Genomic DNA, 25095 nt, shown 5'->3' with positions numbered 1-25095 from the left:
ACCTACCCCCGGGGGGGGGGGTTGTTTGGGGGGGGTTCGGGGGGGGGTGGGTGGGGAGGGGGGGCCCCCCCCCCCCCCCGGGGCCGTGGCCGCTTGCCGACCTGTCCGGGGCCGGAATCTGGAGTGCGGCGGAACGACGCGCCTCGGCGTCCGGATCGGAGAAAACGATCCGGAACATAACGATCGCAACGTTACGATCGATATGTTTCGCGGTCAAACTTGGCGGCCCTAGATTTGCCGGGTCTTTACTTCAATAGCCCAACGACCCCGCGGCGGTGATATGACCGTTCTGACGAATATGAAAAACGCACAAATGCTCGTACTCGGTGATGTCGACTTCCGGGAGGGGGGCGAACTCGGTGAACCGCACGGCCTTCATGCGGTAGTCGACGGGGTGCGACAGCCGCCCCGCGCTGCGCAGCGCCGCGGCCTGCCGGGCCGCCTCCAGCAGCACCATGCCGGGCATGTGGTCGGACGAGTGGTCGAAGAAGAACGGGTGTGCCGGGTCGGCCGGGCAGATCAGGAGCGCGTCGTCCGCCCGCGAACCGTCACTCGCCCGCGAACCGCCGCCCGCGCGCGTCACCAGCACGTCGGAGGGCAGGGCGACGCCGACCTCCGCCGGTGACGGGGGGTCGGGGGGCGGGCCGGAGTCCGCGGGATCCCCGGCCAGCGCGGTGCCGCGCAGGGCCGGGTAGGCGGGCCGTTCGACGAAGCGCGTGCCGCCCTCGATCCGGGCGAACACCACTCCCCGCGCGGAGCAGTCGACCCGCAGCCGCATGCCGGTGGGCCGGTGGTTTTCGGCCGAGGTCCGCAGGCCGTGCACCTGGGCCCGGCAGAGGACCGCCGCCGGGCCGTCGCCGCGCGGCTCGGCCGCCGGGTCGACCCGGCAGGACACGTCGGTGATCAGCAGGTGCGTGTCGGCCGGCACGCCGTAGTGGCGCAGCGGCAGGTAGATGCCCAGCTGGCGGGCGGTCTCCACGGCGATCAGCGGGTCGTGCCGCTCTCCGCGTCCGCGCGGGAAGGTGGGGTGGGAGCGGGGCCACTGGGCCGCCGCCTCGAAGCGGTCGCCGCCTCGGGCCCGGACGTCGGTCAGCAGCACCTCCGCCACGGCGGCGCGGTGGACCAGTTCGCGGGGGACCGTGCGGGACCAGCTGAGCGGTCGGGCAGGATGCCGGGCCGCCGAGGAGGGGAGGAAATCCAGCATCTTCATATTTACAGAAAATATCAATCTCCTTGGTTTCGCATGTCGTCAGTTGGCGCTCCGGCCCGCGGATCACTACAGTGCGTGCGAAAAGCCGGGGTGATCTTGAAAAGGCAGAGGCGCGTGCAGAATCGGGCGGAGACGACACGGAGGTCAGTCCTCGAATCAGCTGCGCGATTGTTCGACGAACGCGGGTACGCGGGCACCAGCATCAGCGACATCAGCGCGGCCTCCGGCAGGACGAGCGGGGCCATCTACTTCCACTACACCAGCAAGGAGAACCTGGCCCGCGCCGTGATCGAAGCGCACTTCGCCACCTGGCCGGAGCTCGTCGCGCGCCACACCCGCACGCCGGTGCCGGCGCTGGAGCAACTCGTCCGGCTGAGCTTCGCGGTGGCGCGGGCCTTCCGCGACGACGTCGTGGTCAGGGCCGGCGCCCGGCTCTGGTCCGAGCGCGCGGCCATCGACGCCGACCTCCCGGTGCCGTTCGTGGGGTGGATCGACACCGTCCGGGTCCTGCTCGAACGGGCGGGCAGCGAGGGCGAGCTCGCCGCCCGGGTCGACCCGTCGACCACGGCCCACGGCGTGATCTGCGCCTTCTTCGGGCTGCACACCGTCTCCGACGCGATCGACGGACGGCGCACCATCGAGGAGCGCCTGTGCGACCTGTGGGAACTGCTGCTGCCGGGGCTCCAGAAGAACCCCGACCCGGCCGCCCTGCTCGCCTCGGTCCGGCCCAGGCCGTCCGCGCGCGCCGACGGGTGGGGAACCGGCGGGAATTGACGCGGAATCGACCCCCCGCCTTCCGGGAGGAGGCCGCGCCGCTGCGCACCGGGCCCTAGCATGAATCACCACGTCCGGGGCCGGCGGTGCGGCGGAGAAGAGGCGTCAGGGCTATGGCAGCGGTTCAATGGGCGGCCGGGCCGTCCGGTCAGGGGTCGGTCCAGGTACTGGAGTTCCTGTTCGCCTTCCTGCTCTCCGGCCTGATCGGGGTCGAGCGGCAGATCCGCCAGAAGTCCGCGGGCCTGCGGACGTACACGACGGTGGGCAGCGGCGCGGCGCTGTTCACCCTGGTGAGCAAGTACGGTTTCGCCGACGTGATGCGCGCGGGCACCGTCGAGCTGGACCCGTCGCGGATGGCCGCGCAGATCGTGTCGGGGCTGGGCTTCATCGGCGCCGGGGTGATCTTCGTGCACCGGGGCTGGGTGCAGGGGCTGACGACGGCGGCCACCATCTGGCTCACCGCGGCGGTGGGCTCCGCCGCGGCCGCGGGCCTGCCGCTGCTCGCGGCGCTGACCGTCGCGGCGTACTTCCTCGCGTCCTACGCGATCAGGCCGTTGCTCAACCGCCTGCCCGCGCTGCACCGGCCCGCGGTCTCGTACCGCATCGTCTACCGTCCGGGCAGGGGGGTGCTGCGGGACGTGCTGGACCAGTGCACCCGGGCCGGATTCGCCGTCTTCGAGCTGCGCACGCTGTCCGGCACGGACGGGGAACTCCCCGGCGAGGCCTCCGAGAAGCCCGTCGAGGTCGCCCTGTCGGTGCAGGGGCAGGGCGACGCCGGCGGGCTCACCGCGCAGATCGCGGCCGTGGCCGGAGTGCTGACCTGCGTCCGCGGCCGGTCCGACGAGGAGTGACGTCCCGGCCGCGGGGGAGAGCGCGTCAGCGGGCGCCGAGGGCCGGCAGGCGCTCCATGATCCGTTCCATGCCGCTGGTCCAGTTCGCCTCCAGGGCGGCGACGGCCTGTTCCATGTCGCCGTCGAGGAGGCACTGGGCGATCCGCTCGTGTTCCTCGGCGGCCCGTTCGAGGATCTCGTGATCGCCGACGACCACCCGCTCGTAGCGGTGGAGGGTGAGTTTGAGCGAGTCGATCAGCTCGCGCAGCCGGGCGTTGGAGCAGCCGGAGAGCAACAGCGCGTGCCAGGCGTCGTCGTAGCGCTCTATGGTGCCGTGCGGGGCCTGGGGCGCGGAGAAGGCGCGGGCCTCCGCCAGCAGCCGGGGCGCGATGGCCGAGAGGTGCGCGCGGTCGGAGGTCCGCAGCGCCAGCGACTCCAGGGCGATCAGGATGGCCGTGAGGTCGAGGAACTCCTGTCGGCCGGTGGGTGCGAAGCGAAAGCCCTTGCCGCGCTCGCTGGTGATGATGCCTTCGCGCTCCAGACTGATCAGCGCCTCGCGCAACGGGGTGCGGCTGACGCCCAGTTCCTCCGCGAGGTGGACTTCGTTGATCGACTCGCCGGGGGTGAACCGGCCGTGGCCCAGCCGCTCCAGGAGTTCGTCCTTCACCTGTTCGCGCAGCGGACGCCGCTCGATCGCCATCGGGCTTTCCCTTCTTCCTCGGTCCGTAGCGTACCGGCCGGGCGACTGGTCAGGCGGTCCCGGCGCCGTCCACGGCGATGATCGCGCCGCTGACGAACGTGGAGGCGTCACTGGCGAGGAAGGCGACCGTCTGGGCGATGTCCCGAGGCTGGCCGATGCGGCCGAGCGGTCGGTCGGCGGCGTCGGCGTAGAAGGCGTCCGGGCTCTCGCCGAGCTGGCGGGCCTCCTCGGCGAGCATACCGGTGTTGGTGTCGCCGGGGCACACGCAGTTGACGCGGATGTTGTCGGGGCCGTGGTCGATGGCCATGGCCCGGGTCATGTTGACGACGGCGCCCTTGGACGCGCAGTAGGAGACGGCCCGGCCGCCGCCCCGGATGCCCCAGCCGGAGCCGGTGTTGATGATGCTGCCGCCGCCGTTCGCAGCCATCAGCGGCACGACCAGCCCGCTGAGCAGCATGATGGAGCGGACGTTGACGGCCATCACCTGGTCCCAGTCGTCGTCGGTGATGTCGCAGACGGTGGACCGGCGGATGATCCCGGCGTTGTTGAACAGCACGTCGACGCCGCCGTGCAGGTCGACGGCGGTGCGCACGGCCCGTTCGCAGTCGGCGCGTTGGGAGACGTCGCAGCGGACGAAGGTGCCGCCGGTCTCCTTGGCGGCCTGCTCGCCGCGGTCGGCGTCGAGGTCGGCGAGGACGACGGCCGCGCCGAGTTCGGCCAGCAGCGCGGCGGTGGCCCGGCCGATGCCGGAGGCGGCGCCGGTGACGAGGGCGCGCTTGCCGTGGAGGTCGATCACTGGGGGCTCCTCTTCAGGGGGTCTCAGGGTGTCTCAGGGGGCGGGTCTCAGGCGGTCAGGCGGTAGACGGCGCTGGCGTGGCGGCCGGTGATCACCCGGACGTGCCCGGACAGGGCATCGTCCAGCTCCGGGTCGCCGGTGTCCAGCAGCAGCGGGCGGCCCGCGAGCGCGGCGAGCTTCGCCTCGGTGGCGAGGACGAGCAGCCGCTCGCGGCCGGCGGCGCGCAGCAGTTCGGGGGTGAACTGCTGGTTGCCGCGGCCGAGCAGGAAGCCCTGGCCGCCGATCGGCGAGAGCGCGATCCACGGGGCGGCGGGCAGGGCCAGCAGTTGGTCGGCCCGGGCGTCGCGGATCACGACCCGGGCGGCGCCGCCCGGTTGGAGGCGGAGCACGTCGACGCCGGTCAGGCAGGCGTCCGCCGCGCCGAGCGCCGTGGCGACGGCGTGCGTCGTGCCGCCCGGGCCGAGGGCGAGCAGCCCGCCGGGGCCGACGCGTTCGGCGACCTCGGCGGCGATGCCGCCCAGCGCCTCGGGGTCGGTGGCGGAACTGCCGGTCTTGCGCTGCTGGACCCGGGAGGGCAGGACCGGGACGGTCAGCCACCCGTGCAGGCGGGCGGACACCCGGCCCTCGCGTAGCGCCGCCTCGTCGCGGTCCACGACCTCGGCGGACGCCAGCCGGACGCCGCCGTTCGCCCAGGCCGCGGCCACCTCGGCGGCGGCGCGGGGGTGGACGGCGAAGACGGCGGAGTGCATCTTGACGCCGGCCGGGATGCCGAGGACGGGCGGTCCTGGCTCCGGACCGAGCGTGCCGAGCGGGCCGAGTGCGTCGAGCGTGCCGAGCGCGTCGAGGACGTCGCGGGCCGTGCCGTCGCCGCCGCAGAACAGCAGCAGGCCGGCGCCGGCCGCGACGAGGGCGCGGACGGCCGCGCGGGTGTCCGCCGCCGTGGTGCCCGGGCCGCCGGGCCGGTGGACCACCGTCGCGTCGAGGCCGGCCGCCCGCGCCGCGTCCGCACCCATCGGCCCGGCCACCGTGAGCAAGGTCGAGTGCGGTGCGAGCAAGCTGAACTGACGGAGCATCAGTTCTGTACGGGAGCTCGCGGCTGGCCGGGCGCCGAGGGCGCGGGCCCGCTGCTGGACCTCGGCGCCGTCGCTGCCCTTGAGGCCGACCCGGCCGCCGAGTCCGGCGACCGGGTTGACCACGAGCCCGACGGTGGGGCCGGTCGTCGGGTTCCCACCTGCCGGGCGGGCGGCGGAAGTTGGGCGACCGGCCCCGGGGCCCGTCGTCACGGCTGCTCGCCGAGGACCTTGCGGCGGTAGGCGCGCCAGCTGACGGCCCAGACCGCCGGGTCGTCCAGCGGTTCGTGCCGGATGCGGTGCACGGTGGAGTTGTGCGGGGCCGTACGGACGGTCTCCGGGTCCTCGTAGGCCTCGCGGGCGACCTCGGCGAGGATCGCGGCGTACTCGTCGAGGTCGGCGCGGGAGTAGGACTCGGTCGGCTCCAGCGTCATCGGCTCGGGGACGACGTACGGGTGGTGGCTGGTCCAGTAGTGGGTGCCGAAGTCGGCGGCGCGGTACCCGAGGTCCTCGCTGTGCAGGCCGGTGTCCTCGTTGAGCTGCTGCCAGCTGTAGCGGACCTGCTCGACGCGCGGCCGCCCCTTGGCGTAGGGCACGGAGACGCCGCGGATCCGCTGGACCTGGTGCATCAGGTAGTTGTTGTTGAGCACGGCGGTCTCGGCCACCTCGCGCAGCCCCGCGGCGCCCATCGACATGATCCAGGCGTAGGCGCGGACCAGGTTCGGGACGACGCCCAGGTAGGGGCGGATCTTGCCGATGGACTCCGGCCGGTCGTGGTCCAGGATGTACCGCTCGCCGTCGAACTCGACGGTGGGGCTGGGCAGGTGGGGCGCGAGCTCGGCGGTGACGCCGCAGGCGCCGGCGGCGGGGCCGCCGCAGGCGTGCGGGGTGGAGAAGGTCTTGTGCAGGTTGAAGTGGCACAGGTCGAAGCCGGCCTCGCGGGCCCGGGTGATGCCGAGGACGCCGTTGGCGTTGGCCTGGTCGTAGGCGCACAGGCCGCCGGCCGCGTGCACGATGCGGACGAACTCGGCGATCCGGGGGTTGTAGATCCCGGTGTCCTCGGGGTTGGTGATGAGCAGCGCGGCGGTGCGCGGGCCGACGGCGGCGCGCAGCGCCTCGATGTCGGGGTAGCCGTCCGCGTCCGGGTGCAGGGTGATCACCTTGAAGCCGGCGGTCTTGGCGCAGGCGGCGTTGGAGGGGTGCGAGAAGGCGGTGGTGATGACCTCGTCGCGCTGTTCCAGCTCGCCGCGGGCGGCGAAGTGGGCGCGGATGACGGAGACGTTGGTCCAGATCGCGGCGGAGCCGGCGCCGGGTTGCAGTGAGACCCGGTCCATGCCGGAGACCTCTTTGAGCAACTGCTCCAGCCGGTGGACGAGTTCGAGCACCCCTTGGACGGTCGAGGAGTCCTGGGCCGGGTGCAGGGCGGCGATGCGCGGGTCGCGGACGAAGGCGTCGTTGACCTTGGGGCTGTACTTCATGGTGCAGGTGCCCTGGCCGACGTCGACGTTGAGGTCGGCGCCGAGGTTCTCCTGGGAGAGCCGCAGGTAGTGGCGGAGCACCTGCTGCTGGCCGAGTTCGGGCAGCGCGGCCGGGGTGGCGCGGCGCAGCGCGGCGGGCAGGCGGTCGGCGGGGCTGCCGACGGCGGCGGTGACGCCGGGGCCGGGGGTCGGTGGCAGGATGCCGCGTTCGCCGGGCGCGCCCAGTTCGAAGATCAGTTTCTCGTCCCAGCGGGCCTGGTGGAAGCGGCGCAGGGCGGGCTTGGGGGCGATCCGCGGGTCGGTCCCGCCGCTGGTCTGACGGTCCGTCACTTGACGATCTCCTCAAGGGCGGTGGCGAGGCGGTCGATGTCGGCCTGGGTGTGGAGCTCGGTGACGCAGTAGCGGCCCTCGTGTTCCCCGGCCGGGGTGCCGGCGTGCAGGCCGCGGGCGAGCAGTGCGGCGGCGACCTCGGCGGCGGTGCGCCCGCCGGTGTAGCGGAGGGTGAAGTCGGCGAAGTGGACGGCCTCGGGGTCGGCGAGTTCCACGCCGGGGGCCTGGGCGAGGCGCCGGCGGGCGTAGGCGGTGTTGGCGAGGATGGTCTCGCCGATCTCGCGCATGCCGTGCGGCCCCATCAGCGAGAGGTAGACCCCGGCGGCGATGCCGTGCAGGGCGGCGGCGGTGCCGACCCACTCCTTGCCCTCCTCGCGCACGGCGAAGGAGGTCCGCTCGTAGGCGACGTCGCCGAAGCCGTACTCGCCCGGCACGTCGGTGGGGGTGAGGCCGAAGAGGCGGCTCGGGTACTCGGCCACCAGGCGTTCGTCGTCGGCGCTGGCGATGAAGCCCGCGTTGCCGCCGCCGAAGCTGGGGTGGATGCCGAGCGGCTGGAGGTCGCCGCAGGTGAGGTCGGCGCCGAAGGAGGCGGGCGGGGCGAGCACGCCGAGGCTCAGCGGGTTGGCGCCGACGACGGCCAGCGCGCCTGCCTGGTGGGCGAGTTCGACGTACTGCGGCAGTTCGGGGTCGATGCGGCCGCAGTGGTCGGTCAGTTCGGCGAAGACGGCGGCGGTGTCGCCGGCGGCGAGGGCGGCGCGGACGGCCCCGGGCTCGGCCGGGACGAGCACGAGGTCGTGGACGCCGCGCACGTAGTCGCGGATCCGGGAGAGCTTGTCCGGGTCGAGGTCGCCGACCAGGAGGAGGCGGCGGCGCCCGGTGGCCCGGCCGGCCATCCGCAGTGCGGTGGCGGCGGCCTGGAAGCCGTCGTAGGTCGGCACGTTGACGACGTCGACGGCCAGTAGTTCGGCCATCAGCGACTGGTACTCCCACAGGGCCTGGAAGCGGCCGTGGTCCTCGTACGGCTCGCCGGCGTAGGCGGTGAGGAACTCGCTGCGGTTGACGACCTCGTCGACCACGGCGGGCACGTGGTGGCGGTAGCAGCCGGCGCCGAGGAAGCTGCGGCCGGGCGGGACGGCGGTGTTGCGGGCGAGCAACTCCTCCATGTGGGCGACCAGTTGCGCCTCGGAGTCGAGTGGCTCGGGCAGTCGCAGCGGGCGGTCCAGGCGGAGCTCGGCGGGGATGTCGGCGTAGAACTCCTCGACGCTGTGCGCGCCGATCGCCGCCAGCATGGCCTTCTTCACGTCGGGGGCGGCGTTGGGGATGTACGGGTGGGTCCGGGGGGCGCGTGCGGTCATCCTGGCACCTTCCGCGATTTCGGTCACAAGCCTTGACGGCACTGTGTGTGCTGAGTTCTGTATACAGCATTCGGCATTCACTCTTCAGGAGGCAAGATGTCGGGAGGAAAGAACTCAACCGGCACCCGGCACAGACACCTTGACGCTCCGGCGGGCAACCGGGCCGGATCCGGACCGGGCCCCACCCGGCGCCGGGTCCTCGGCGCCGGGCTCGCGGGCGGCGCGCTGCTGCTGTCCGGGGCGACGGGCTGCGCCACCGGCGGCGCCGGCGCCCCCGACGCCAAACGGCTGGACGCGAGTTCGGGCGGCAAGGCCGCCGGGAAGATCACCATCTGGTCCTGGGACGTCGCCGCCAAGGCCATGCAACGGCTCGGCAAGGCCTTCGAACAGGCCCACCCCGGCACCACCGTCGACGTCGTCGACATCGGCTACGACAACGCCTACGACAAGATCACCGTCGGACTCGGAGCCGGCAGCGGACTCCCCGACGTACTGACCGTCGAGGGCCACCGAATGCCCACCTACATCGGCAACTTCCCCCACGCGCTGGTGGACCTGACCAGCCGGGCCGGCGGCCTCGCGAAGGACTTCGCGCCGTCCGTCTGGCGCACCGTCACCGACGCGGGCGGCCGCGTCCTCGCCCTGCCCTGGGACAGCGGCCCGTGCGCCCTCTTCTACCGCCGCGACCACTTCCAGCAGGCCGGAATCGACCCCGCCACCCTCACCACCTGGGACGACTACCTCGCCGCCGGCACCACCCTCAAGGACCGCACCGGCAAGAAACTGCTCATCCTGGACGCCAAGCAGGACAGCATGTTCGCCCTGCTGCTCCAACAGCAGGGCCAAGGCTGGTTCGTCGACGGCAAGGTCGCCGTCGCCTCACCCGCCGCCGAACGGGCGCTCACCCTGATGAAGCAACTCGTCGACCGGGGCCTGGTCGACTTCGAGAACGGCTGGGACGGCCTGGTCTCCGGCACCCACGACGGCAAGGCCGCCACCACCCCCACCGCCGCCTGGTGGGACGGCACCCTCACCGGCGACATGGCCGACCTGAACGGCAGGTTCGGCGTCGTCCCCCTGCCTGCGTTCGACCCCGGCGGCTGCCGCACCTCCAACAGCGGCGGCTCCACCCTCTCCGTCACCGCACAGAGCAAGAACCCCGAACTCGCCTGGGAATTCCTCTCCTTCCTGCTCGCCGACCGGGCCAACCAGGCCTCGATGATGGAGCACGAAGGCCTCTTCCCCGCCTACCTCCCGGCCCTGGACGACCCGTACTTCCAGCAGCCGGACCCGTACTACGCGAACCAGCCCGCCATGCGGCTCTTCGCCGACCTCGCCCGGTCCATCCCCACCGTCGAGACCACCGCCGACGACTCCAAGGCCGGCGACATCGTCAACACCGCCGTCAACCAGGTGCTGCACAACGGAGCCGACCCCGGCACCGTGCTGCGCTCCGCCGCCCGCCAGATCGCCACCGCGACCAGTCGCCAGCCGGCCCCGTAGGGACACGCGCCATGACCAGTCTCCAGGCCCCCGCCCCCCGGATGGCCGCCGCACCCGCGCGCACCACGCCCACCCGGCGACGACGGCTGCCACGCTCCGCGGCCTGGCTCTTCGCCGGGCCCACGGCCGTGCTCTTCATCCTCTTCTTCGCCTATCCGCTCGGCGCCAGCCTCTACCAGAGCTTCACCGCCCGCCGGGACGGCGCCACCGTCTGGGTCGGCCTGGACCAGTACCGGCGCATGCTGGACGACCCGGCCTTCCTGCACTCCCTGGTCAACACCGGGATGATCCTGGCCGTCCAGGTGCCCGTGATGATCGGGCTGGCGCTGGTGCTGGCCGTCCTGCTGAACCAGTCCTGGCTGCGCTTCCGGGCCGGCTGGCGGGCCGTCTTCTTCCTGCCCGCCGTCACCACGCTGGTCGCCTACGCCGTCGTCTTCCAGGTGCTGCTGCGCACCGACGGCGGCCTGGCCAACCAACTCCTGCACGCCCTGGGCGCCGGACCCGTCGACTGGCTCAACTCGCCCACCTGGGCCCGGATCTCCCTGATCGGCTCGGTCACCTGGCGCTGGACCGGCTACAACGCCGTCATCCTGCTCGCCGGCCTGCACGCCATCGGCCGGGACCAGTACGAGGCCGCCGCCCTCGACGGCGCGGGCACGCTGCGCACCTACACCAGCGTGATCCTGCCGCAGCTGCGGCCGGTGGTGCTGTTCTGCGTCATCACCTCCACCATCGGCACGCTCCAACTCTTCGACGAGAACTACGTGCTGACGCGCGGCGGCCCCGGCGACGCGACCCTCACCCCGGTGGTCTACCTGTACAAGGTCGGCTTCCAGCAGCTCGACTTCGGGTACGCGGCCGCGATCGCCTGGGTCGTGGTGCTGGTCATCGCGGCCGTCTCCCTCCTCCAGTTCCGGTTCTACGGAAGGGAACGCCGCCGATGAGCACCACCTCCGCCCGCCCCCGGCCCGCCCGGCCGGCGGCCGTCCGCCCACCGGCGGCCCGCCCGCTGACCGCCCGGCTCGGCCGCGGCGCCGTCCTGGCCGTGCTCGCCCTCGGCGCCGTCGTCAGCCTGGTGCCGTTCGCCTGGATGCTGATCGCCAGCACCCACAGCAGCTCCGAACTCTTCCACTCCCCGCCGCCGTTCCTGCCCGGCGGGGAACTGCTGCGCAACCTGGCGCACCTCCAGCAGAGCATCGGCTTCGGCCGGGTGCTGCTCAACAGCCTCGGCGTCGCCGTCGTCTACACCGCGCTGAGCTCCCTGCTGTCGGCCATGTGCGGCTACGGGCTGGCCAAGTACCGGTTCCGGGGCCGCGGGCTGCTGCTCGGGCTGGTGCTCGCGACCATGATGATCCCGCTCCAGGTGCTGCTCGTCCCGCTGTTCCAGATGATGGCCAGCGTCGGCTGGATCGACAGCTACCAGGCGGTCATCCTGCCCTTCCTGGCCAACTCGTTCGGCATCCTGCTGATGCGCCAGGGCTTCCTGGACTTCCCCGACGAACTCCTGGAGTCGGCGCGCATCGACGGCTCCGGCGAACTGCGCACCTTCTACCAGGTCGTCCTGCCGTGCGTGCGGCCTCAGTTGGGCGCGCTCGTGATCTTCACCTTCATGGGCCAGTGGAACAGCTTCATCTGGCCGCTGCTGATGCTCAACACCGAGGACAAGTACACCGTGCCGGTGGCGCTCAACACGCTGACCGGGCTGACCCACGTCGACTACTCCGGCCTCATGCTCGGCTCCCTGCTGGCCACCCTCCCGCTGGTGCTGCTCTTCCTGGTCTTCCAGCGGCAGTTCGTGGCCGGCCTGCTCGGCGGAGCGCTGAAAGGATGACCCCCCGCATGACCCCCCGCATGACCTCCCGCATCCCTTCCCGCGCAGGCGCACTCACCCGCGTCCCCGGCCTCCTCTACGGCGGGGACTGGAACCCCGAGCAGTGGTCCGAGGAGGTGTGGGCCGAGGACGTGAAGCTGATGGCCGAGGCCGGCGTCAACCTGGTCACCGTCGGGGTCTTCTCCTGGGCCCGGCTCCAACCCGCCGCCGAGAGCTGGGACTTCGGCTGGCTGGACCGCCTCCTCGACCTCGTCCACGGCCACGGAATCGCCGTCGACCTGGCCACCGCCACCGCCTCGCCGCCTGCCTGGCTGGTCCGCGCCCACCCCGAGCTGCTGCCCGTCACCGCCGACGGCGTCCGGCTGGAGTTCGGCTCGCGCCAGCACTACTGCCCCTCCTCCGCCGTCTACCGGGCCGCCGCCGCCCGGCTCACCCGGGCCCTCGCCGAGCGCTACCACGACCACCCCGCACTCGCCCTGTGGCACATCCACAACGAGTACGGCGACCACGTCCAGGAGTGCTTCTGCCCCGCGTCCGCCACCGACTTCCGGCGCTGGCTGCGCGAGCGGCACGGCGACGTCGACGAACTCAACCGCTCCTGGGGAACGGCGTTCTGGTCGCAGCGCTACGGCTCGTTCGACGAGATCGAACCGCCGCGCGCCGCGCCGGGGCCGGTCAACCCGACCCAGCTGCTGGACTGGCGCCGGTTCTGCTCCGACGCGCTGCTGGCCCTCCACCGCACCGAGAAGGCCGTCCTCGACGAGGTCTCACCGGGCGTGCCCGTCACCACCAACTTCATGTCGATGCTCAAGTCGCTGGACTACTGGGAGTGGAGCCGCCACGAGGACCTCGTCTCCGACGACGCCTACCCCGACCCGGCCGACCCCCGCACACACGTCAACGCGGCCATGAACTACGACCTGATGCGCTCCCTCAAGGGCGGCAAGCCGTGGCTGCTGATGGAACAGGCCCCCTCGGCCGTAAGCTGGCGGCCCGTCAACCTGCCCAAACGACCCGGCCTGTACCGGCTCTGGTCGCTCCAGGCGCTGGCCCGGGGCGCGGACGGCGTGCTGCACTTCCAGTGGCGCGCCTCCGTCGCCGGGGCCGAGAAGTTCCACAGCGCGATGCTCCCGCACCGCGGCACCTCCTCGCGCGGCTGGCGGGAGACCGTCCGGTTCGGGGCCGAGCTGCGCCGGCTCGGCGAGATCGCGGGCAGCCGGATCCGCGGGCGGGCGGCCGTCCTGCTCGACTGGGACAGCTGGTGGGCACTGGAGCTCGACGACCACCCCTCCGCGCGGATGCGCTGGCTCGACCTGCTCCGGCCCTGGTACGCGGCCCTCCACGACCGCGGCGTGACCGTCGACTTCGTCCCGCCCACTGGCTACCTCGACGGCTACCGGCTGCTGCTCGCCCCCAACCTGTACCTGCTCGACACCGCCACCGCCGACCGGCTCACCGCCTTCGTCCAGGCGGGCGGCCACCTGGTCTGCGGCCCGTTCAGCGGCATCAGCGACCGGCACGACCACCTCCACCCCGGCGGCCACCCCGGGCCGCTGCGGCCGCTGTTCGGCCTCGTCGTGGACGAGCACTGGCCGATCCCCGACGGCGCCGCCACCACCGTCCGGCTCGACGACGGCGGGCCGGAGCTGCGGGCCGAGCACTGGAGCGAATGGATCGACACCGAGGGCGCCGAGACCGTCGCCCGCTACGCGTCCGGCGAGCTGGCCGGCCTGCCCGCCGTCACCCGGCACCGCCACGGCACCGGCAGCGCCTGGTACCTCGGCTGCCACCTCGGCGCGGACGTCGGCCGGGTGCTCGACCTGCCGCTCGCCGAAGCCGAGGTGGGCGCCGAACTGCCCGGCCTGCCGGCCGGCGTCGAGGCCACCCGCCGCCGCGCCGCCGACGGCACCGACTACCTGTTCCTGCTCAACCACGGCCCCGCCGCATGCCGGGTGGCGCTGGACCGGCCCGGCACCGACCTGCTCACCGGGGCCGACACCGGCCGGGGCCTCACCCTCGCGCCGCTCGGCGCCGCCGTCGTCCGCGTCCCCGCGGCCGGCCCCGACCCGGCCTCCCCACCTCCGTCTCAGTCCACGCCCCCGTCCACGCCCGCCGAGGAGCGCACATGACGCCGTTGTCCCGCCGCCGACTCCTGGCCGCCACCGCCGCCACCGGCACCGCCCTCGCCGTGGTCGGCGGCGTCGCGCCGACCGCCCACGCCGACGACCGGCAGGCCGCCCCGTCCGACCTGCCGGACCTGTCCGACCTGGCTGACCCGTCCGCTCTCTCCGACCGCTACGCCGACGTCCTCGACCTGCACGGCACCCCCGCGCAGGCCTACCCCGGCGACGCCACCGGCAACAACCCGATCAACGTCTTCGCCGACCTCGGCGCCTGGCACGCCTACGCCCTGCCGCGCCCGCAGGACCCGCTCGGCGGCTTCACCGGCCCGCTCCACCTCGCCCAGGAATACCCGTGGTGGCTCAGCGACGGCCTCAACCGCCTCCAACTGACCGAGCAGGGAAAGGTCCTGGACCTCGCCGCCGGCGGCGCCCCCCGGCTCACCTCGCTGCCCGGATTGCTGCGCCAGTCCTACGACCTCGGCGGCCGCCTGGCGCTCACCCTGGAACTGCGCTTCGCCGGCAACCGCACCGCCCTGGTCAGGGCCCGGCTGGCCAACGGCGGCCCGGCCGAGCGGAACCTCCAGGTCGCCTGGACCGGGGCACTGCTGCGCCCGGCCGCCGGCCCCCAGCACGACGCCCCCGCCCTGGTCGCCGCCGAGCGCGGCATCGCCGTCCGGTTCGCCCGGGTACGGCAGACCTGGGACTACCTCACCGACGGCACCGAGCGCTTCGAAGTCCGCCACGCGGCGCCGGTGCGCACCACCGTCAGCGGCGACGGCCACCGCACCGAACTGGCCGGGGCCGTCCGGCTGGCCCCGGGCGCGGCCCGCACCCTGGACTGGGCCGAGAGCTACACCTTCACCGACGCCGAGCACGCCCGCGCCGTCGCCGAGGCGGACGCCGCGCTGCGCGCCCCCGACCGGGTCGCCGCGGCGGGCGCCGCCCGCTGGGCCGGGTACGTCGCCCGGGCGACCGAGGGCGTCCCCGCCGCGCGCCGCCGGACGGCCGTCAAGTGCGTGCAGACCCTGGTCACCAACTGGCGCAGCCCGGCCGGGCGGATCCGGCACGACGCCGTCACGCCCACGCTCTCGTACAAGTGGTTCAGCGGGGTCTGGGCCTGGGACACCTGGAAGCAGGCCGCCGGCACCGCCGTCTTCGCCCCCGACCTGGCCGCCGACCAGATCCGGGCGATGTTCGACCACCAGATCCGCCCCGACTCCGCCGACCGCCCGCAGGACGCCGGGATGATCCCGGACTGCGTCTTCTACAACGACCCGAGCACCGGCGGCGGCAACTGGAACGAGCGCAACTCCAAGCCCCCGCTGGCCTCCTGGGCCGTCTGGGAGGTGTACCGACGCGGCGGCGACCGGGCGTTCCTGCGCGAGCTGCTGCCCAAACTGACCGCCTACCAGGACTGGTGGTACCGCACCCGGGACCACGACGGCGAAGGCCTGTGCGAGTACGGCGCCACCGTCGACCCGGGCAACGCCGCCCCGGCGGACTGCCTGGCGGCGGCGGCCTGGGAGTCCGGCATGGACAACGCGCCGCGCTTCGACGCCGCCCTCGGCGCCGCCGTCGTCGCCAACCGCAGCGCGCAGGGCGCCCTGCTGGGCTGGTCGCTCACCCAGCGCTCCGTCGACCTCAACGCCTACCTGGCCGCCGACCACCGGGCCCTGGCCGCCATCGCCGCCGAACTCGGCGACCGCACTGCCGCCCAGCGGCTGCGCGGACGGGCCGAGGCGATCGACCGGGCCGTGCGCGACACCATGTTCGACCCCGCCACGGGCTGGTTCCACGACACCGACCTGGCCACCGGCGCCCGCCTCACCGCGCGCGGGCGCGGCATCGAGGGCGCCATCCCGCTCTGGTCCGGCACCGCCTCACCCGCCCAGGCCCGCGCGGTCCGCAGGCTCCTGCTCGACCCGGCCGAGTTCGGCACCGCGCTGCCGTTCCCGACCGTCGCCCGCAGCTCGCCCTCCTTCGACCCCGCCGGGTACTGGCGCGGGCTGGCCTGGATCGACCAGACCTACTTCGCCATCGAAGGCCTGCGCCGGTACGGCTGGAACCAGGACGCCCGCCGGGCGACGGACCGACTCCTGACCACGGCCGCCGGGCTCGGCGGCGACGGTCCGCTGCGGGAGAACTACGACCCGCTGACGGGGGAGGGGCGGAACTCGACCAACTTCAGCTGGTCCGCCGCCCTGCTCCTGCTGCTGCTCCGCGCCTGACCGATTTGGCCCGGAGCTGCCCCGTCCTGGCATGATCGGGGCATGGTCGAACGAGTCATTGCAGCGTGTGACGGAGCAGCCAAGGGCAACCCCGGTCCGGCGGCCTGGGCCTACGTGGTGGCGGACGCCGCCGGGGTGCCCCAGCGCTGGCAGGCCGGTCCGCTCGGGCACAGCACCAACAACGTGGGCGAGCTGACGGCGCTGGAGCAGCTGCTGGCGTCGACGGACCCGGCCGTCCCGCTGGAGGTCCGGCTCGACAGCACGTACACCCGCGACGCGGTGACCAAGTGGCTGGTCGGCTGGAAGCGCAACGGCTGGAAGACCGCCGCCGGCAAGCCCGTCGCCAACCGCGAGCTGATCCAGCACATCGACGAGCTGCTGACCGGGCGGGACGTCACCTTCGTGTACGTCCCCGCCCACCAGGTGAACGGCGACCCGCTGAACGCCATCGCCGACAAGGCCGCCAGCGACGCCGCCCGCCAGCAGCAGGCCGCGGGCGGAACCGCCGCCGACCTCCCGGAGCCGGACCCGGCCCGGACCACCCCGGCGCGGGCCGCCCGCCCGGCCTCCTCGTCGGTCTCCTCGTCGGCGGGTTCGTCGGCCGGCCCGTCGGCCGGCTCGTCCGCGGCGAAGAAGCGCTCCTCGGGCGGTTCGCGGACCCTGGCCGCCCGCTTCCCCGGCACCTGCCCCTGCACCCGCTCCTACGCCAAGGGCGACACCATCACCAAGGTGGGCAGCAGCTGGGGACACCCGGAGTGCGCAGGAGCCCACGCGTAGGTCCGGTCCGACGCCGGGCGGGCCGACACCGGCCCGCCCTGGTCGCACTCACCCCCGAGGTGGAGCCGGGTGGAGCCGGGTGGAGCCGGGTGGAGAAGCACTCCGGCGAATTCTCCACCCCCGCGCCGAGGCTGACGACACCTCAGCAGTCCTAGCGTCGGACGCATGACCCGACCTACCGGCCGCACCACGGCCCGCGCCGGCGGCGCGCTGCTCACCGCCGCCCTCCTGCTCGCCGCACCACTCGCACCGACCGCCGTCGCGGCCCCGGCGGCCCAGCTCTCCTGGGGGCCCTGCCCCGCGCCGACCCCGAACGCCAACGGCGTGCCGTTCCCCCGCGACCCGCGCCAGCAGTGCGCGACCCTGCGGGTGCCACGGAACTACCAGGACCCGGACGCCGGCACGATCACCCTCACCGTCTCCCGGCTGCGCACCGCCGACCCCGCCCACCGGCGCGGCACCCTCGCCGTGGTGCCGGGCGGGCCGGGCGGCTCCGGACTCGACTACCCGGGCGAGATGGCGAAGCTGCTGCCGGCGGACGTCCTGCGCTCCTACGACCTGATCGGCTTCGACGAGCGGGGGGTGGGCAACAGCACCCCGGTCCACTGCGACCTGTCCGCCGCCGACCGGGACGCCCAGCTCAACTACCCCTTTCCCGGCCCCGACGGCTCGATCACCGCCAACCTCGACCAGGCCCGGCGGGTGGCCGACGGCTGCGCGGCGGCGAGCGGCGGCTACCTGGCCGACGTGACCACGGCCAACTCGGCCCGCGACCTGGACCGGATCCGGGCCGCCCTGAGCCTGCCCCGGATCTCCTACCTGGGCAGCTCGTACGGCACCTACCTCGGCCAGGTCTACGCCACCCTCTTCCCCTCGCACACCGACCGCGTGGTGCTGGACAGCACGGTGCCGCCGGGCGGGCTGGAGCAGGGGTTCAGGCTGTTCAGCGAAGGCTTCGACGACTCCTTCCCGGCCCTGGCCCGCTTCGTCGCCGCCCAGGACGCCACCCTGCACCTCGGCGCCACCCCCGAGGCGGTCCGGGCGAGCTACCTGCGGCTGGCCGGCGAGGTCGACCGCGACCCGCTGCCGCTGTCGGGCGGCCGGCTGCTCACCGGCGGCGGCCTGCGCAGCGTCGTCTACGCCTCGCTGGTCAAGCCGAGCTACTACCCCCTCGGTGCGCGGGTCCTGCAACTGGCCGAGGAGCGCGACACGACTCCGGCCCAGGCCCAGGCCCAGGCCCCGGTTACGGCTCCGATGCCGGCGGGCGCGGGCACCGGCGGTTCGGGCGGCAACCCGCTGCCGCAGGTCATCCCCGACAACTTCCTCGCGGCCCAGTTCGCGGTGATCTGCGGCGACTCGGCCTGGCCTCGCGACCCGGCCGCCTACGCCGCCCGCACCGCCGCCGACCGGGCCCGCTACCCGCTCACCAACGGCATGAGCGGCAACGTCTGGCCGTGCGCCTTCTGGCACTACGGCCCGAAGGAACCGCCGGTCCGGGCCGACCCGGACGGCCCGCGCAACATCCTGATGCTGCAGAACCGGTACGACCCCGACACCACCTACAACGGCGCCCGGCAGACCCGGCGCGCCTTCGGGCACCGGGCGGCGATGGTCACCTTCGACACGACCGCGCACGGTGTGGACTTCACCGACCCCCGGGTGCTCGCGCCGTTCACCGCCTTCCTGCTCGGCGGCCGGCTCCCGAGCTGAGCAGACGTACGGCCGGGGCCCCGACCCGGGCCCCGGCCGTACGTCCGTACCTCCGCTCAGGGCTGGGCGACCCCGCTGCGGGCGCCGCTCTCGGCCCGGACCGTGCGGGCGGCCGGCACGGACAGGCGTTCCTGGTGGTCCGGCGGGTAGAACTGCCGGGCCCAGTGCCGCAGGGCGCCGATCGGCCCGTCGCCCGGGGCGAGCCGGGCCGGCGGTGTCCGCCGAGGAGACCGCCGCGACGACCCCGGCCGGGCGTCGCGGAAGTCCTAGCGATCCGCCGCTTCGACGGCGCTCAGCGGGGCCGCCAGGTCCTCCAGGCTGCGCCGTTCCGCCCGCACGCCGATCGCGGCCTCGACCAGCCCGGCGGCCGTCATCAGCGCCGCCCCGATGCAGAACGCGAGCGTGGTGTCGGAGACCTTCCCGCTGCTCACCAGGCCGTTGAAGAGCAGCGGGCCGCTGATGCCGCCGACCGCCGTGCCGACGGCGTAGAAGAAGGCGATGCACATCGCCCTGGTCTCCAGCGGGAAGATCTCGCTGACCGTCAGGTAGGCCGCACTCGCCCCCGCCGAGGCCAGGAACAGCACGGCCGTCCAGCAGGCCGTCATGCCGGCCGCGCTCAGCGCGCCCTGCTGGAACAGTGCGGCGGTGCCGAACAGCAGCACGCCGGAGCCGATGTACGTGCCGGCGATCATCGGCACCCGCCCGACCGAGTCGAAGAGGTGGCCCAGCAGCAGCGGGCCGAGGAAGTTGCCGACCGCGATGACCGCGAAGTAGTAGCCGGTGTCGCCCTCCGGCACGTCGAAGTAGAGGGTCAGGATGACGGCGTAGCCGAAGGTCACGGCGTTGTACAGGAACGCCTGCCCGATGAAGAGCGAGAGGCCGAGCACCGTGCGGCGCGGGTAGCGGCGGATCACGGTGCGGGCGATCGTGACGAAGCCGAGCGGGCCGCGCTCGCGGATCAGGATCGGCCGGTCGGTGACGGCCGGCAGTGGTCGGCCGGTCTCCCGCTCCACGACCCGCTCGGCCTCGGCCACCACCTCCTCGGCCTCCGGCGCCCGCCCGTGGGTGAACAGCCAGCGCGGGCTCTCCGGGACGTGCCGGCGGACCAGCAGGATCACCAGGCCCAGCACGACACCGATCCCGAAGGCGAGCCGCCAGCCCACGTCGGTGGCGAACAGCGCGGTGTTCAGCAGCGCGACGGAGGCGAAGGCGCCGAGCGCGGCGCCGATCCAGAAGCTGCCGTTGATGATCAGGTCGACCCGGCCGCGCACCCGGGCCGGGATCAGCTCGTCGATCGCCGAGTTGATCGCCGCGTACTCGCCGCCGATGCCGAACCCGGTGAAGAAGCGGCAGAGGAAGAAGAACCAGGCCGTCCAGGACAGCGAGGTCACGGCGGTCGCCGCCAGGTAGACGGCGAGCGTCACCATGAACAGCTTCTTGCGCCCGAGCCGGTCGGTCAGCCAGCCGAAGAACAGCGCGCCGGCGCAGGCGCCCGCCACGTACACGGCGGCCGCGATCGTCGTCACCTGCGTCGTCGAGATGGCGATGCCGCTGCCGGGCTGCGCGAGCCTGGCCGCCATGTTGCCGACGATCGTCACCTCAAGGCCGTCCAGGATCCAGACGGTGCCCAGGCCGATCACGATCCGCCAGTGCCAGCGGGACCACGGCAGCCGGTCCAGCCGGGCCGGCACGTTGGTCTCGATGACCCCGGTTCCGGCGGACCCGGACCCGGACCCGGCTTCGGCCCCGGGGGCCGTACCGCCGTGCGGGTTCCGCGCGGATGACTTCGCCGGATCGGCCATGCGGGGCTCCTTCGCTCGCCGTATCGAGACGCCCCGTCTGCCCGCTTTCCGCAGGATCGAACGCGGGCGCCCTCTTCGCTACGCTCGGTGAGCTTCGATGCTCCCTCCGTCATCATCCCCCGAGGGCGGAGGCGCCGCCCGGGGAGGCGTTCCTCCTGACGGGTGACGGGTGACGGGCGGCGGCGACGGGCGGACCCGGCTGTGGAAGGCGTCCGGGCTACTGCTCGACGTACTTGCGCAGTACCTGCTGGTAGTCCGCGAACTCGGGCTCGGTGTGCAGCTTGGAGACGTCCTTCTTCAGGTAGACCATGCTGGGGCAGCTGGGTTTGGCGCTGCCCAGCAGATGCTCGGTGCCGACCTTCTTCCCCGTCCTGGCCTCGTACACGGTCACCTCGTACTTGCCGCGGTAGAGCTTGAGGGTGTCCGAGGTGAACTTGCAGTCGGTGAGGAACTCGCCCTCGTCGGGTGAGTCCAGGCAGGCGATCAGCTGGACGCGGTACGGGTCCAGGCGGGTCGCGCTCCAGTAGTCCGGCGAGCCGGCGGTGGGGGAGGCGGGGTGCGAGGAGCCGGACTCGCTGAGGGTGAACATCGCGACCGGGTGCGGCCCGGCGCCGGTGTGCTCGGCGGTCTTGGGGAAGTACTTGCGCGCGATGTTCGACGCGCAGCCGGCGTCGAGGTCGGAGAGCCGGCTGAGTGCCTTGTCGCTCGCCTTCGGCTCGAAGATCACCCAGTAGACGCCGTACCCGAGGACTCCGACCATCGCCAGCGCGACCACCCGTGCGGCGATCGTCCGTCCCTTGCGCTGGCCGGGTGTCAACTGCCGTGCGGCGCCGGTGGCGGCGCGCTTCCTGGTCGCCACGGCGTAGGCGATGAAGAGGATCGGGGACGCCGCCACGACGGCGAACAGCACGCCGATCGGGGCGTTTCCACCGTTGAACGCGATCATCGAGAAGACCACCGAGATCGCGGCGAGCAGGACTATCAGCTTGGCCATGAACATGCCCTCCCACAGGTCGACAGCAGCCGCGAGACTACCGCTGCCGGGGCGGGGCGCGGGCGCCTGCACCCGGTCCGGACGCGCCCCCGGGGCCCGCCGCCGTCGCCGCCCCGGTGTTCCGCCGCAATTCCACCCGCATTTCCGCACCATCGGTGATTTTCTTCCCGCCCCTTTCCGGAGCCCATGCGAAGTCGATTTCCGGGGGTGGTGGAGCCGGGGTCGAGAGGTGCTGGAAAGGGCTTTCCGGCGGGGGTGCGGTGTGTTGTGGTGGGGTGGTGGAGGAGCCGGGCCGCACCCCCGTGGCGGCCCGGCCCGGGCGGACAGCCGCTGGTGGGCGGCGTAGACGCTCGCGCATGGATGTGAGTGCGGTGGCTATGGTTCGCCGACTCGGGGTGGATTTGAATGGTGCCATGACGACGAACCGACCGGGCTCGCAGAGCGGTAGGGGCCCGCGGATCGCGTCGGACCTCCCGGGCGCCGCCGGCGCCTTCGGGGGGTCGGTTCCGTCAGTTTCCTCCGTCTCTCCGAATGAGGTGCTTGTGATGACTCGTCAGGGTGTTGTGGATCTTCCGGTCGGTGCTGGTGTGGTGCTGGTGGTGGGTGGGACGGGTAAGACCGGTCGGCGGGTGGCGGAGCGGTTGGCGGGGTTGGGGTACGGGGTGCGGGTGGGGTCGCGGTCGGGGGCGGTGGCGTTCGACTGGCACGACGAGGGGACGTGGGAGGCGGCGCTGGAGGGGGTGAGTGCGGCGTATCTGACGTACTACCCGGATCTGGCGTTTCCGGGGGCGGTGGAGGCGGTGGGGGCGTTCGCGCGGTTGGCGGCGCGGTGTGGTGTGGGGCGGCTGGTGCTGCTGTCGGGGCGTGGTGAGGAGGCGGCGGAGGCGGGGGAGAAGGCGGTGATGGAGTCGGGGGCCGCGTGGACGGTGGTGCGGTGCGCGTGGTTCAACCAGAACTTCAGTGAGAGTTTCTTCCTGGATCCGGTGCTGGCGGGGGAGTTGGCGTTGCCGGTGGGGGGTGCGGTGGAGCCGTTCGTGGATGCGGAGGACATCGCGGAGGTGGCGGTGGCGGCGTTGACGCGGGCGGGGCATGCGGGGGAGGTGTACGAGTTGACGGGGCCGCGGTTGCTGTCGTTCGCGGAGGTGGCGGTGGAGTTGTCGCGGGCGACGGGTCGTGAGGTGCGGTTCGAGGCGGTGTCGGAGGCGGTGTACCGGGGGGTGTTGGAGGAGGCGGGGCTGCCGGGGGACTTCGCGGAGTTGTTCTCGGTGATCCTGGACGGTCGTAACGCTTCGTTGGGGGACGGGGTGCGGCGGGCGTTGGGGCGTGAGCCGCGCGACTTCGCCGACTTCGCCCGCGAGGCCGCCGCCTCGGGCGTGTGGAACGTGTGATCCGGCTCGCCGGTGGCGGCCCGAACAGGCCGCCACCGGGCGGGCGTTGGTCGTGTATCCGGACATAACAGTGGAGGTTTGGCCATGTCGGACGGCAAGCAGGTCTGGTCGAGTGAGCAGGGCGTGGGCGCGCTGCCCGGGCACATCCGGGGTTTCGGGCTGATGCACGTGGCGATGCGCCGGGACGCCGCGCGGCTGAGTGCGGCCGCCGCCCGGGGTTCGTCCGCGGGCGGCTGGGGCCCCGCGGCGGCCCTGGCGGACTGGTTCGGCCGACTGCGGGCCGTCATCGACTGGCACCACCACAGCGAGGACGAGATCCTCTGGCCCTTCCTGCGCGAGCGGCTGGCCGGCTTCGACGGCGGCGGCATCCTGGAGCAGGACCACGAAGCGCTCGACCGGACGATGCGCCGGGTGGCGGAGGTGCTCTCCGCCCGCCGGATCGCCGAACTGCCCGAGGCCGCGGCGGGGTTCGAGAACCTGATCCGCGAGCACCTGGGCCACGAGGAGCCGGTGGTGTTCCCGGCTCTCGCGGGCCTGCCGGTGGACGAGTACCTGCGGGTGGAGCGGCGGATCATCCAGAGCGCGCCGGGGCAGGTCATGACGTACCTGCAGCCGTGGATGTTCGACGGCGCGGACGCGGCGTCCGTGCGGGCCGTGTCGGCCACCATCCCGGGCCCGGTGCGGCTGATCGGCCGTACGGTGCTGGAGCGCCGGTACCGGCGCACCCTGAACCCGGTTCTGTGACCGTCGGCCCCTTCCCAACTCCTCCCGGCACCCTCCGGTGCCGCAAGTGCCCTGGCGCGTAGTGGGGTTCCGGTTGTCGCGGTTCCGTTGCGGGTGGCACCGCACGGTGGGTGGTGTCGTTCGTTCCGCTGTTCGTCGGCACCGCGCCCTGCGGGGCCGGGAGAGTGAAAAGGGGTCCTGTGATGCGTTCGGATCAGAGGTCGGCACCGGTGTCGTACGCCGTCCCGTCGGCCATCGGCGGTGTGCGGCCGGGGAGTTCACCGCACGGCGGAACCGCCGGGCAGGGTCGCGCCGCCGGGCCCGTCCTGGCGGGCGCCACCATCGCGATGGGCCTGATGGCGGGCCTGTTCTTCGCCTTCGACGTGTCCGTGATGCCCGGCCTCGCGGCCGGGGACGACCGGACGTACGTGACGGCGATGCAGCACATCAACTCGTCGATCGAGAACGGGATGTTCGGCCTGGTCTTCGTCGGCGCCTTCGCCGCCACCGGCGTGGCGGCCTGGCTCCAGCACAAGGCCGGCCGGCGCCAGGCGGCGCTGTGGGCGGCCGGGGCGACGGTGCTTTACGTGGTGGCGCTGATGGTCACGATGGGCGTCAACATCCCGCTCAACAACGAGCTGGCGGCGGCCGGAGACCCGTCCCAGATCCACGACTTCGCGGGCGTGCGCGCCAAGTTCGAGGGCAGCTGGGTCGCTGCCAACATGCTCCGCACGCTGCTCTGCACGGCAGGCCTGGCGGCCCTGAGCCGCTCGCTGGTCCTGCACGGCCGGTTCAGCCGCCTGGGCCGCTGAGCGGCCCGGCCGCGCGCCGCAGGGCTGCGCGGCCGCGGGGATGCCCGTCCGCCTCGTGCGGGCGGGCCTTCGTGCGTTTCGGGTGCGGTAGGCCCGGTGGCGGGCCTGGTGGTGGGGCGCCCGAGTGCGCCGGGGCGTGCGCCGGTGCGCCGGGCCAGTGCTGTCGGTCAAGTCGCCTGGGGCGTCCTGGACTTGGCGATCCGGGGGCTATGGGTGGAGCATGGGCGGGCCCGGTCGTTGCGGCGCGCTTGCGCCGCTGCCGGGCCGTACGGTGGTCGGCGTGTCCGGTGAGCTGGAGAGGGGGCGGGGTCTGTGGTGGCGGTGGTACGTCCGTACCTGATCCGGGGGAGAGCGGTTCCCCTGGCCAGATATCTGGCGGAGGAGGACATCGAGGGTCTGGTGGCGTGCTCGTGCATCGGGAACGAGGTCACGATCGACCTCGTGGACACCCGGATCCTGGTGACCCTGGCGGACGTGGCCGGGGCGGTGCGACTGAACTTCGACATGGTCCAGGACGGTCCGGCCAAGGCGCGTTCCTGGTCCCGGCGCCTGCCGGGCGACGCGGGGCCGGGCGAACTCGCGGCGCGGATAGCCGTGGACGTGCGGACGCTGGCCCGCGAACTGGCCCCGCTGCGGCGCAACCCCCCGCGCAGGCCGGGAG

The 25095-nt window shown here is 73.3% G+C and carries 21 protein-coding genes; 13 read left to right on the top strand and 8 right to left on the bottom strand.

Annotated elements, in window-relative coordinates; translation table 11 throughout:
* Nucleotides 1-250: 250 nt before the first annotated feature.
* Nucleotides 251-1210, bottom strand: a complete 960-nt coding sequence (locus ACFVX9_RS28465) for a ScbA/BarX family gamma-butyrolactone biosynthesis protein (RefSeq protein ID WP_380484988.1) — start codon at nucleotides 1208-1210, stop codon at nucleotides 251-253.
* Between the two features lie 114 nt (nucleotides 1211-1324).
* Between ACFVX9_RS28465 and ACFVX9_RS28460 the strand changes: the two genes are divergently transcribed.
* Both ACFVX9_RS28460 and ACFVX9_RS28455 read left to right on the top strand, forming a co-directional pair.
* Nucleotides 1325-1984, top strand: coding sequence for a ScbR family autoregulator-binding transcription factor (locus ACFVX9_RS28460; protein ID WP_363376432.1), 660 nt, complete (start codon nucleotides 1325-1327; stop codon nucleotides 1982-1984).
* Nucleotides 1985-2097: 113 nt separating this feature from the next.
* Nucleotides 2098-2835 carry an MgtC/SapB family protein gene (locus ACFVX9_RS28455; protein WP_387984228.1) on the top strand — a complete coding sequence of 246 codons (738 nt, stop codon included), beginning with the start codon at nucleotides 2098-2100 and terminating at the stop codon, nucleotides 2833-2835.
* A gap of 25 nt (nucleotides 2836-2860) precedes the next feature.
* Here the strand turns inward: ACFVX9_RS28455 and ACFVX9_RS28450 are convergent, their stop codons facing one another.
* The 5 genes from ACFVX9_RS28450 to gcvPA form a co-directional block, all read right to left on the bottom strand.
* Complete coding sequence (locus tag ACFVX9_RS28450) at nucleotides 2861-3514, bottom strand: GntR family transcriptional regulator (protein ID WP_387984227.1); 654 nt, start codon at nucleotides 3512-3514, stop codon at nucleotides 2861-2863.
* Between the two features lie 49 nt (nucleotides 3515-3563).
* The gene (locus tag ACFVX9_RS28445) at nucleotides 3564-4310 is read right to left on the bottom strand and encodes an SDR family NAD(P)-dependent oxidoreductase (protein WP_387984225.1); all 747 of its coding nucleotides are present in this window, start codon (nucleotides 4308-4310) and stop codon (nucleotides 3564-3566) included.
* Between the two features lie 47 nt (nucleotides 4311-4357).
* A complete protein-coding gene (locus ACFVX9_RS28440; protein ID WP_387984224.1) occupies nucleotides 4358-5506 on the bottom strand; it encodes an ATP-NAD kinase family protein in 1149 nt (382 codons plus the stop codon).
* An 83-nt stretch (nucleotides 5507-5589) separates the two neighbouring features.
* Nucleotides 5590-7188 (bottom strand): aminomethyl-transferring glycine dehydrogenase subunit GcvPB, encoded by a 1599-nt coding sequence (gene gcvPB / locus ACFVX9_RS28435; RefSeq protein ID WP_380373721.1) that lies wholly within the window; start codon nucleotides 7186-7188, stop codon nucleotides 5590-5592.
* A complete protein-coding gene (gene gcvPA, locus ACFVX9_RS28430; protein WP_380373724.1) occupies nucleotides 7185-8543 on the bottom strand; it encodes an aminomethyl-transferring glycine dehydrogenase subunit GcvPA in 1359 nt (452 codons plus the stop codon). Before gcvPA ends, gcvPB begins: the two co-directional genes overlap by 4 nt.
* 96 nt (nucleotides 8544-8639) lie before the next feature.
* On the opposite strand from gcvPA, the gene ACFVX9_RS28425 reads away from it, so the two are divergent.
* The 7 genes from ACFVX9_RS28425 to ACFVX9_RS28395 all read left to right on the top strand — a co-directional run bounded on the left by ACFVX9_RS28425 (nucleotide 8640) and on the right by ACFVX9_RS28395 (nucleotide 18715).
* A complete protein-coding gene (locus ACFVX9_RS28425) occupies nucleotides 8640-10046 on the top strand; it encodes an ABC transporter substrate-binding protein (protein ID WP_387984222.1) in 1407 nt (468 codons plus the stop codon).
* A gap of 11 nt (nucleotides 10047-10057) precedes the next feature.
* Nucleotides 10058-10990 (top strand): sugar ABC transporter permease, encoded by a 933-nt coding sequence (locus ACFVX9_RS28420; RefSeq protein WP_363376447.1) that lies wholly within the window; start codon nucleotides 10058-10060, stop codon nucleotides 10988-10990.
* On the top strand, nucleotides 10987-11877 hold the full coding sequence (locus ACFVX9_RS28415) for a carbohydrate ABC transporter permease (RefSeq protein ID WP_380373730.1): 891 nt from the start codon (nucleotides 10987-10989) through the stop codon (nucleotides 11875-11877). The genes ACFVX9_RS28420 and ACFVX9_RS28415 overlap by 4 nt, the downstream gene beginning before the upstream one ends.
* Nucleotides 11878-11885: 8 nt before the next feature.
* On the top strand, nucleotides 11886-14006 hold the full coding sequence (locus tag ACFVX9_RS28410) for a beta-galactosidase (protein ID WP_387984220.1): 2121 nt from the start codon (nucleotides 11886-11888) through the stop codon (nucleotides 14004-14006).
* Nucleotides 14003-16228 (top strand): trehalase family glycosidase, encoded by a 2226-nt coding sequence (locus ACFVX9_RS28405; RefSeq protein ID WP_387984218.1) that lies wholly within the window; start codon nucleotides 14003-14005, stop codon nucleotides 16226-16228. Before ACFVX9_RS28410 ends, ACFVX9_RS28405 begins: the two co-directional genes overlap by 4 nt.
* Before the next feature lie 42 nt (nucleotides 16229-16270).
* Nucleotides 16271-17005 carry a ribonuclease H gene (locus tag ACFVX9_RS28400; RefSeq protein ID WP_387984216.1) on the top strand — a complete coding sequence of 245 codons (735 nt, stop codon included), beginning with the start codon at nucleotides 16271-16273 and terminating at the stop codon, nucleotides 17003-17005.
* 165 nt (nucleotides 17006-17170) lie between these two features.
* The gene (locus ACFVX9_RS28395) at nucleotides 17171-18715 is read left to right on the top strand and encodes an alpha/beta fold hydrolase (RefSeq protein WP_387984214.1); all 1545 of its coding nucleotides are present in this window, start codon (nucleotides 17171-17173) and stop codon (nucleotides 18713-18715) included.
* 266 nt (nucleotides 18716-18981) lie between these two features.
* On the opposite strand, the gene ACFVX9_RS28390 is transcribed toward ACFVX9_RS28395, so the two are convergent.
* A complete protein-coding gene (locus tag ACFVX9_RS28390; RefSeq protein ID WP_387984212.1) occupies nucleotides 18982-20517 on the bottom strand; it encodes an MFS transporter in 1536 nt (511 codons plus the stop codon).
* A 217-nt stretch (nucleotides 20518-20734) separates the two neighbouring features.
* On the bottom strand, nucleotides 20735-21511 hold the full coding sequence (locus ACFVX9_RS28385; RefSeq protein WP_380373748.1) for a hypothetical protein: 777 nt from the start codon (nucleotides 21509-21511) through the stop codon (nucleotides 20735-20737).
* A gap of 545 nt (nucleotides 21512-22056) precedes the next feature.
* Between ACFVX9_RS28385 and ACFVX9_RS28380 the strand changes: the two genes are divergently transcribed.
* From ACFVX9_RS28380 to ACFVX9_RS28365, 4 genes are all read left to right on the top strand, one after another.
* Entirely contained in the window at nucleotides 22057-22899 is an 843-nt protein-coding gene (locus ACFVX9_RS28380; RefSeq protein WP_387984210.1) for an NmrA family transcriptional regulator, read from the top strand.
* An 84-nt stretch (nucleotides 22900-22983) separates the two neighbouring features.
* The gene (locus tag ACFVX9_RS28375; RefSeq protein ID WP_387984208.1) at nucleotides 22984-23643 is read left to right on the top strand and encodes a hemerythrin domain-containing protein; all 660 of its coding nucleotides are present in this window, start codon (nucleotides 22984-22986) and stop codon (nucleotides 23641-23643) included.
* Nucleotides 23644-23825: 182 nt separating this feature from the next.
* Nucleotides 23826-24434 (top strand): anthrone oxygenase family protein, encoded by a 609-nt coding sequence (locus ACFVX9_RS28370; RefSeq protein ID WP_363378824.1) that lies wholly within the window; start codon nucleotides 23826-23828, stop codon nucleotides 24432-24434.
* Nucleotides 24435-24875: 441 nt separating this feature from the next.
* A partial coding sequence (locus ACFVX9_RS28365) for a hypothetical protein (RefSeq protein WP_387984206.1) occupies nucleotides 24876-25095 on the top strand: 220 nt, incomplete at its 3' end.

It is taken from the genome of Kitasatospora sp. NPDC058243, assembly GCF_042882025.1.
In the GTDB taxonomy this organism is placed as follows: Bacteria; Actinomycetota; Actinomycetes; order Streptomycetales; family Streptomycetaceae; genus Kitasatospora.
Note: the sequence above shows the minus strand (reverse complement) of the source record. Positions and strands in the feature narration are given on the sequence as shown.

Coding starts and splice junctions, on each gene's coding strand:
- ACFVX9_RS28465 (WP_380484988.1), bottom strand. CDS start 1,210: ATGAAGATGCTGGATTTCCTCCCCTCCTCGGCGGCCCGGCATCCTGCC.
- ACFVX9_RS28455 (WP_387984228.1), top strand. CDS start 2,098: ATGGCAGCGGTTCAATGGGCGGCCGGGCCGTCCGGTCAGGGGTCGGTC.
- ACFVX9_RS28450 (WP_387984227.1), bottom strand. CDS start 3,514: ATGGCGATCGAGCGGCGTCCGCTGCGCGAACAGGTGAAGGACGAACTC.
- gcvPA (WP_380373724.1), bottom strand. CDS start 8,543: ATGACCGCACGCGCCCCCCGGACCCACCCGTACATCCCCAACGCCGCC.
- ACFVX9_RS28425 (WP_387984222.1), top strand. CDS start 8,640: ATGTCGGGAGGAAAGAACTCAACCGGCACCCGGCACAGACACCTTGAC.
- ACFVX9_RS28420 (WP_363376447.1), top strand. CDS start 10,058: ATGACCAGTCTCCAGGCCCCCGCCCCCCGGATGGCCGCCGCACCCGCG.
- ACFVX9_RS28415 (WP_380373730.1), top strand. CDS start 10,987: ATGAGCACCACCTCCGCCCGCCCCCGGCCCGCCCGGCCGGCGGCCGTC.
- ACFVX9_RS28410 (WP_387984220.1), top strand. CDS start 11,886: ATGACCCCCCGCATGACCTCCCGCATCCCTTCCCGCGCAGGCGCACTC.
- ACFVX9_RS28405 (WP_387984218.1), top strand. CDS start 14,003: ATGACGCCGTTGTCCCGCCGCCGACTCCTGGCCGCCACCGCCGCCACC.
- ACFVX9_RS28400 (WP_387984216.1), top strand. CDS start 16,271: ATGGTCGAACGAGTCATTGCAGCGTGTGACGGAGCAGCCAAGGGCAAC.
- ACFVX9_RS28395 (WP_387984214.1), top strand. CDS start 17,171: ATGACCCGACCTACCGGCCGCACCACGGCCCGCGCCGGCGGCGCGCTG.
- ACFVX9_RS28390 (WP_387984212.1), bottom strand. CDS start 20,517: ATGGCCGATCCGGCGAAGTCATCCGCGCGGAACCCGCACGGCGGTACG.
- ACFVX9_RS28385 (WP_380373748.1), bottom strand. CDS start 21,511: ATGGCCAAGCTGATAGTCCTGCTCGCCGCGATCTCGGTGGTCTTCTCG.
- ACFVX9_RS28380 (WP_387984210.1), top strand. CDS start 22,057: ATGACTCGTCAGGGTGTTGTGGATCTTCCGGTCGGTGCTGGTGTGGTG.
- ACFVX9_RS28375 (WP_387984208.1), top strand. CDS start 22,984: ATGTCGGACGGCAAGCAGGTCTGGTCGAGTGAGCAGGGCGTGGGCGCG.
- ACFVX9_RS28370 (WP_363378824.1), top strand. CDS start 23,826: ATGCGTTCGGATCAGAGGTCGGCACCGGTGTCGTACGCCGTCCCGTCG.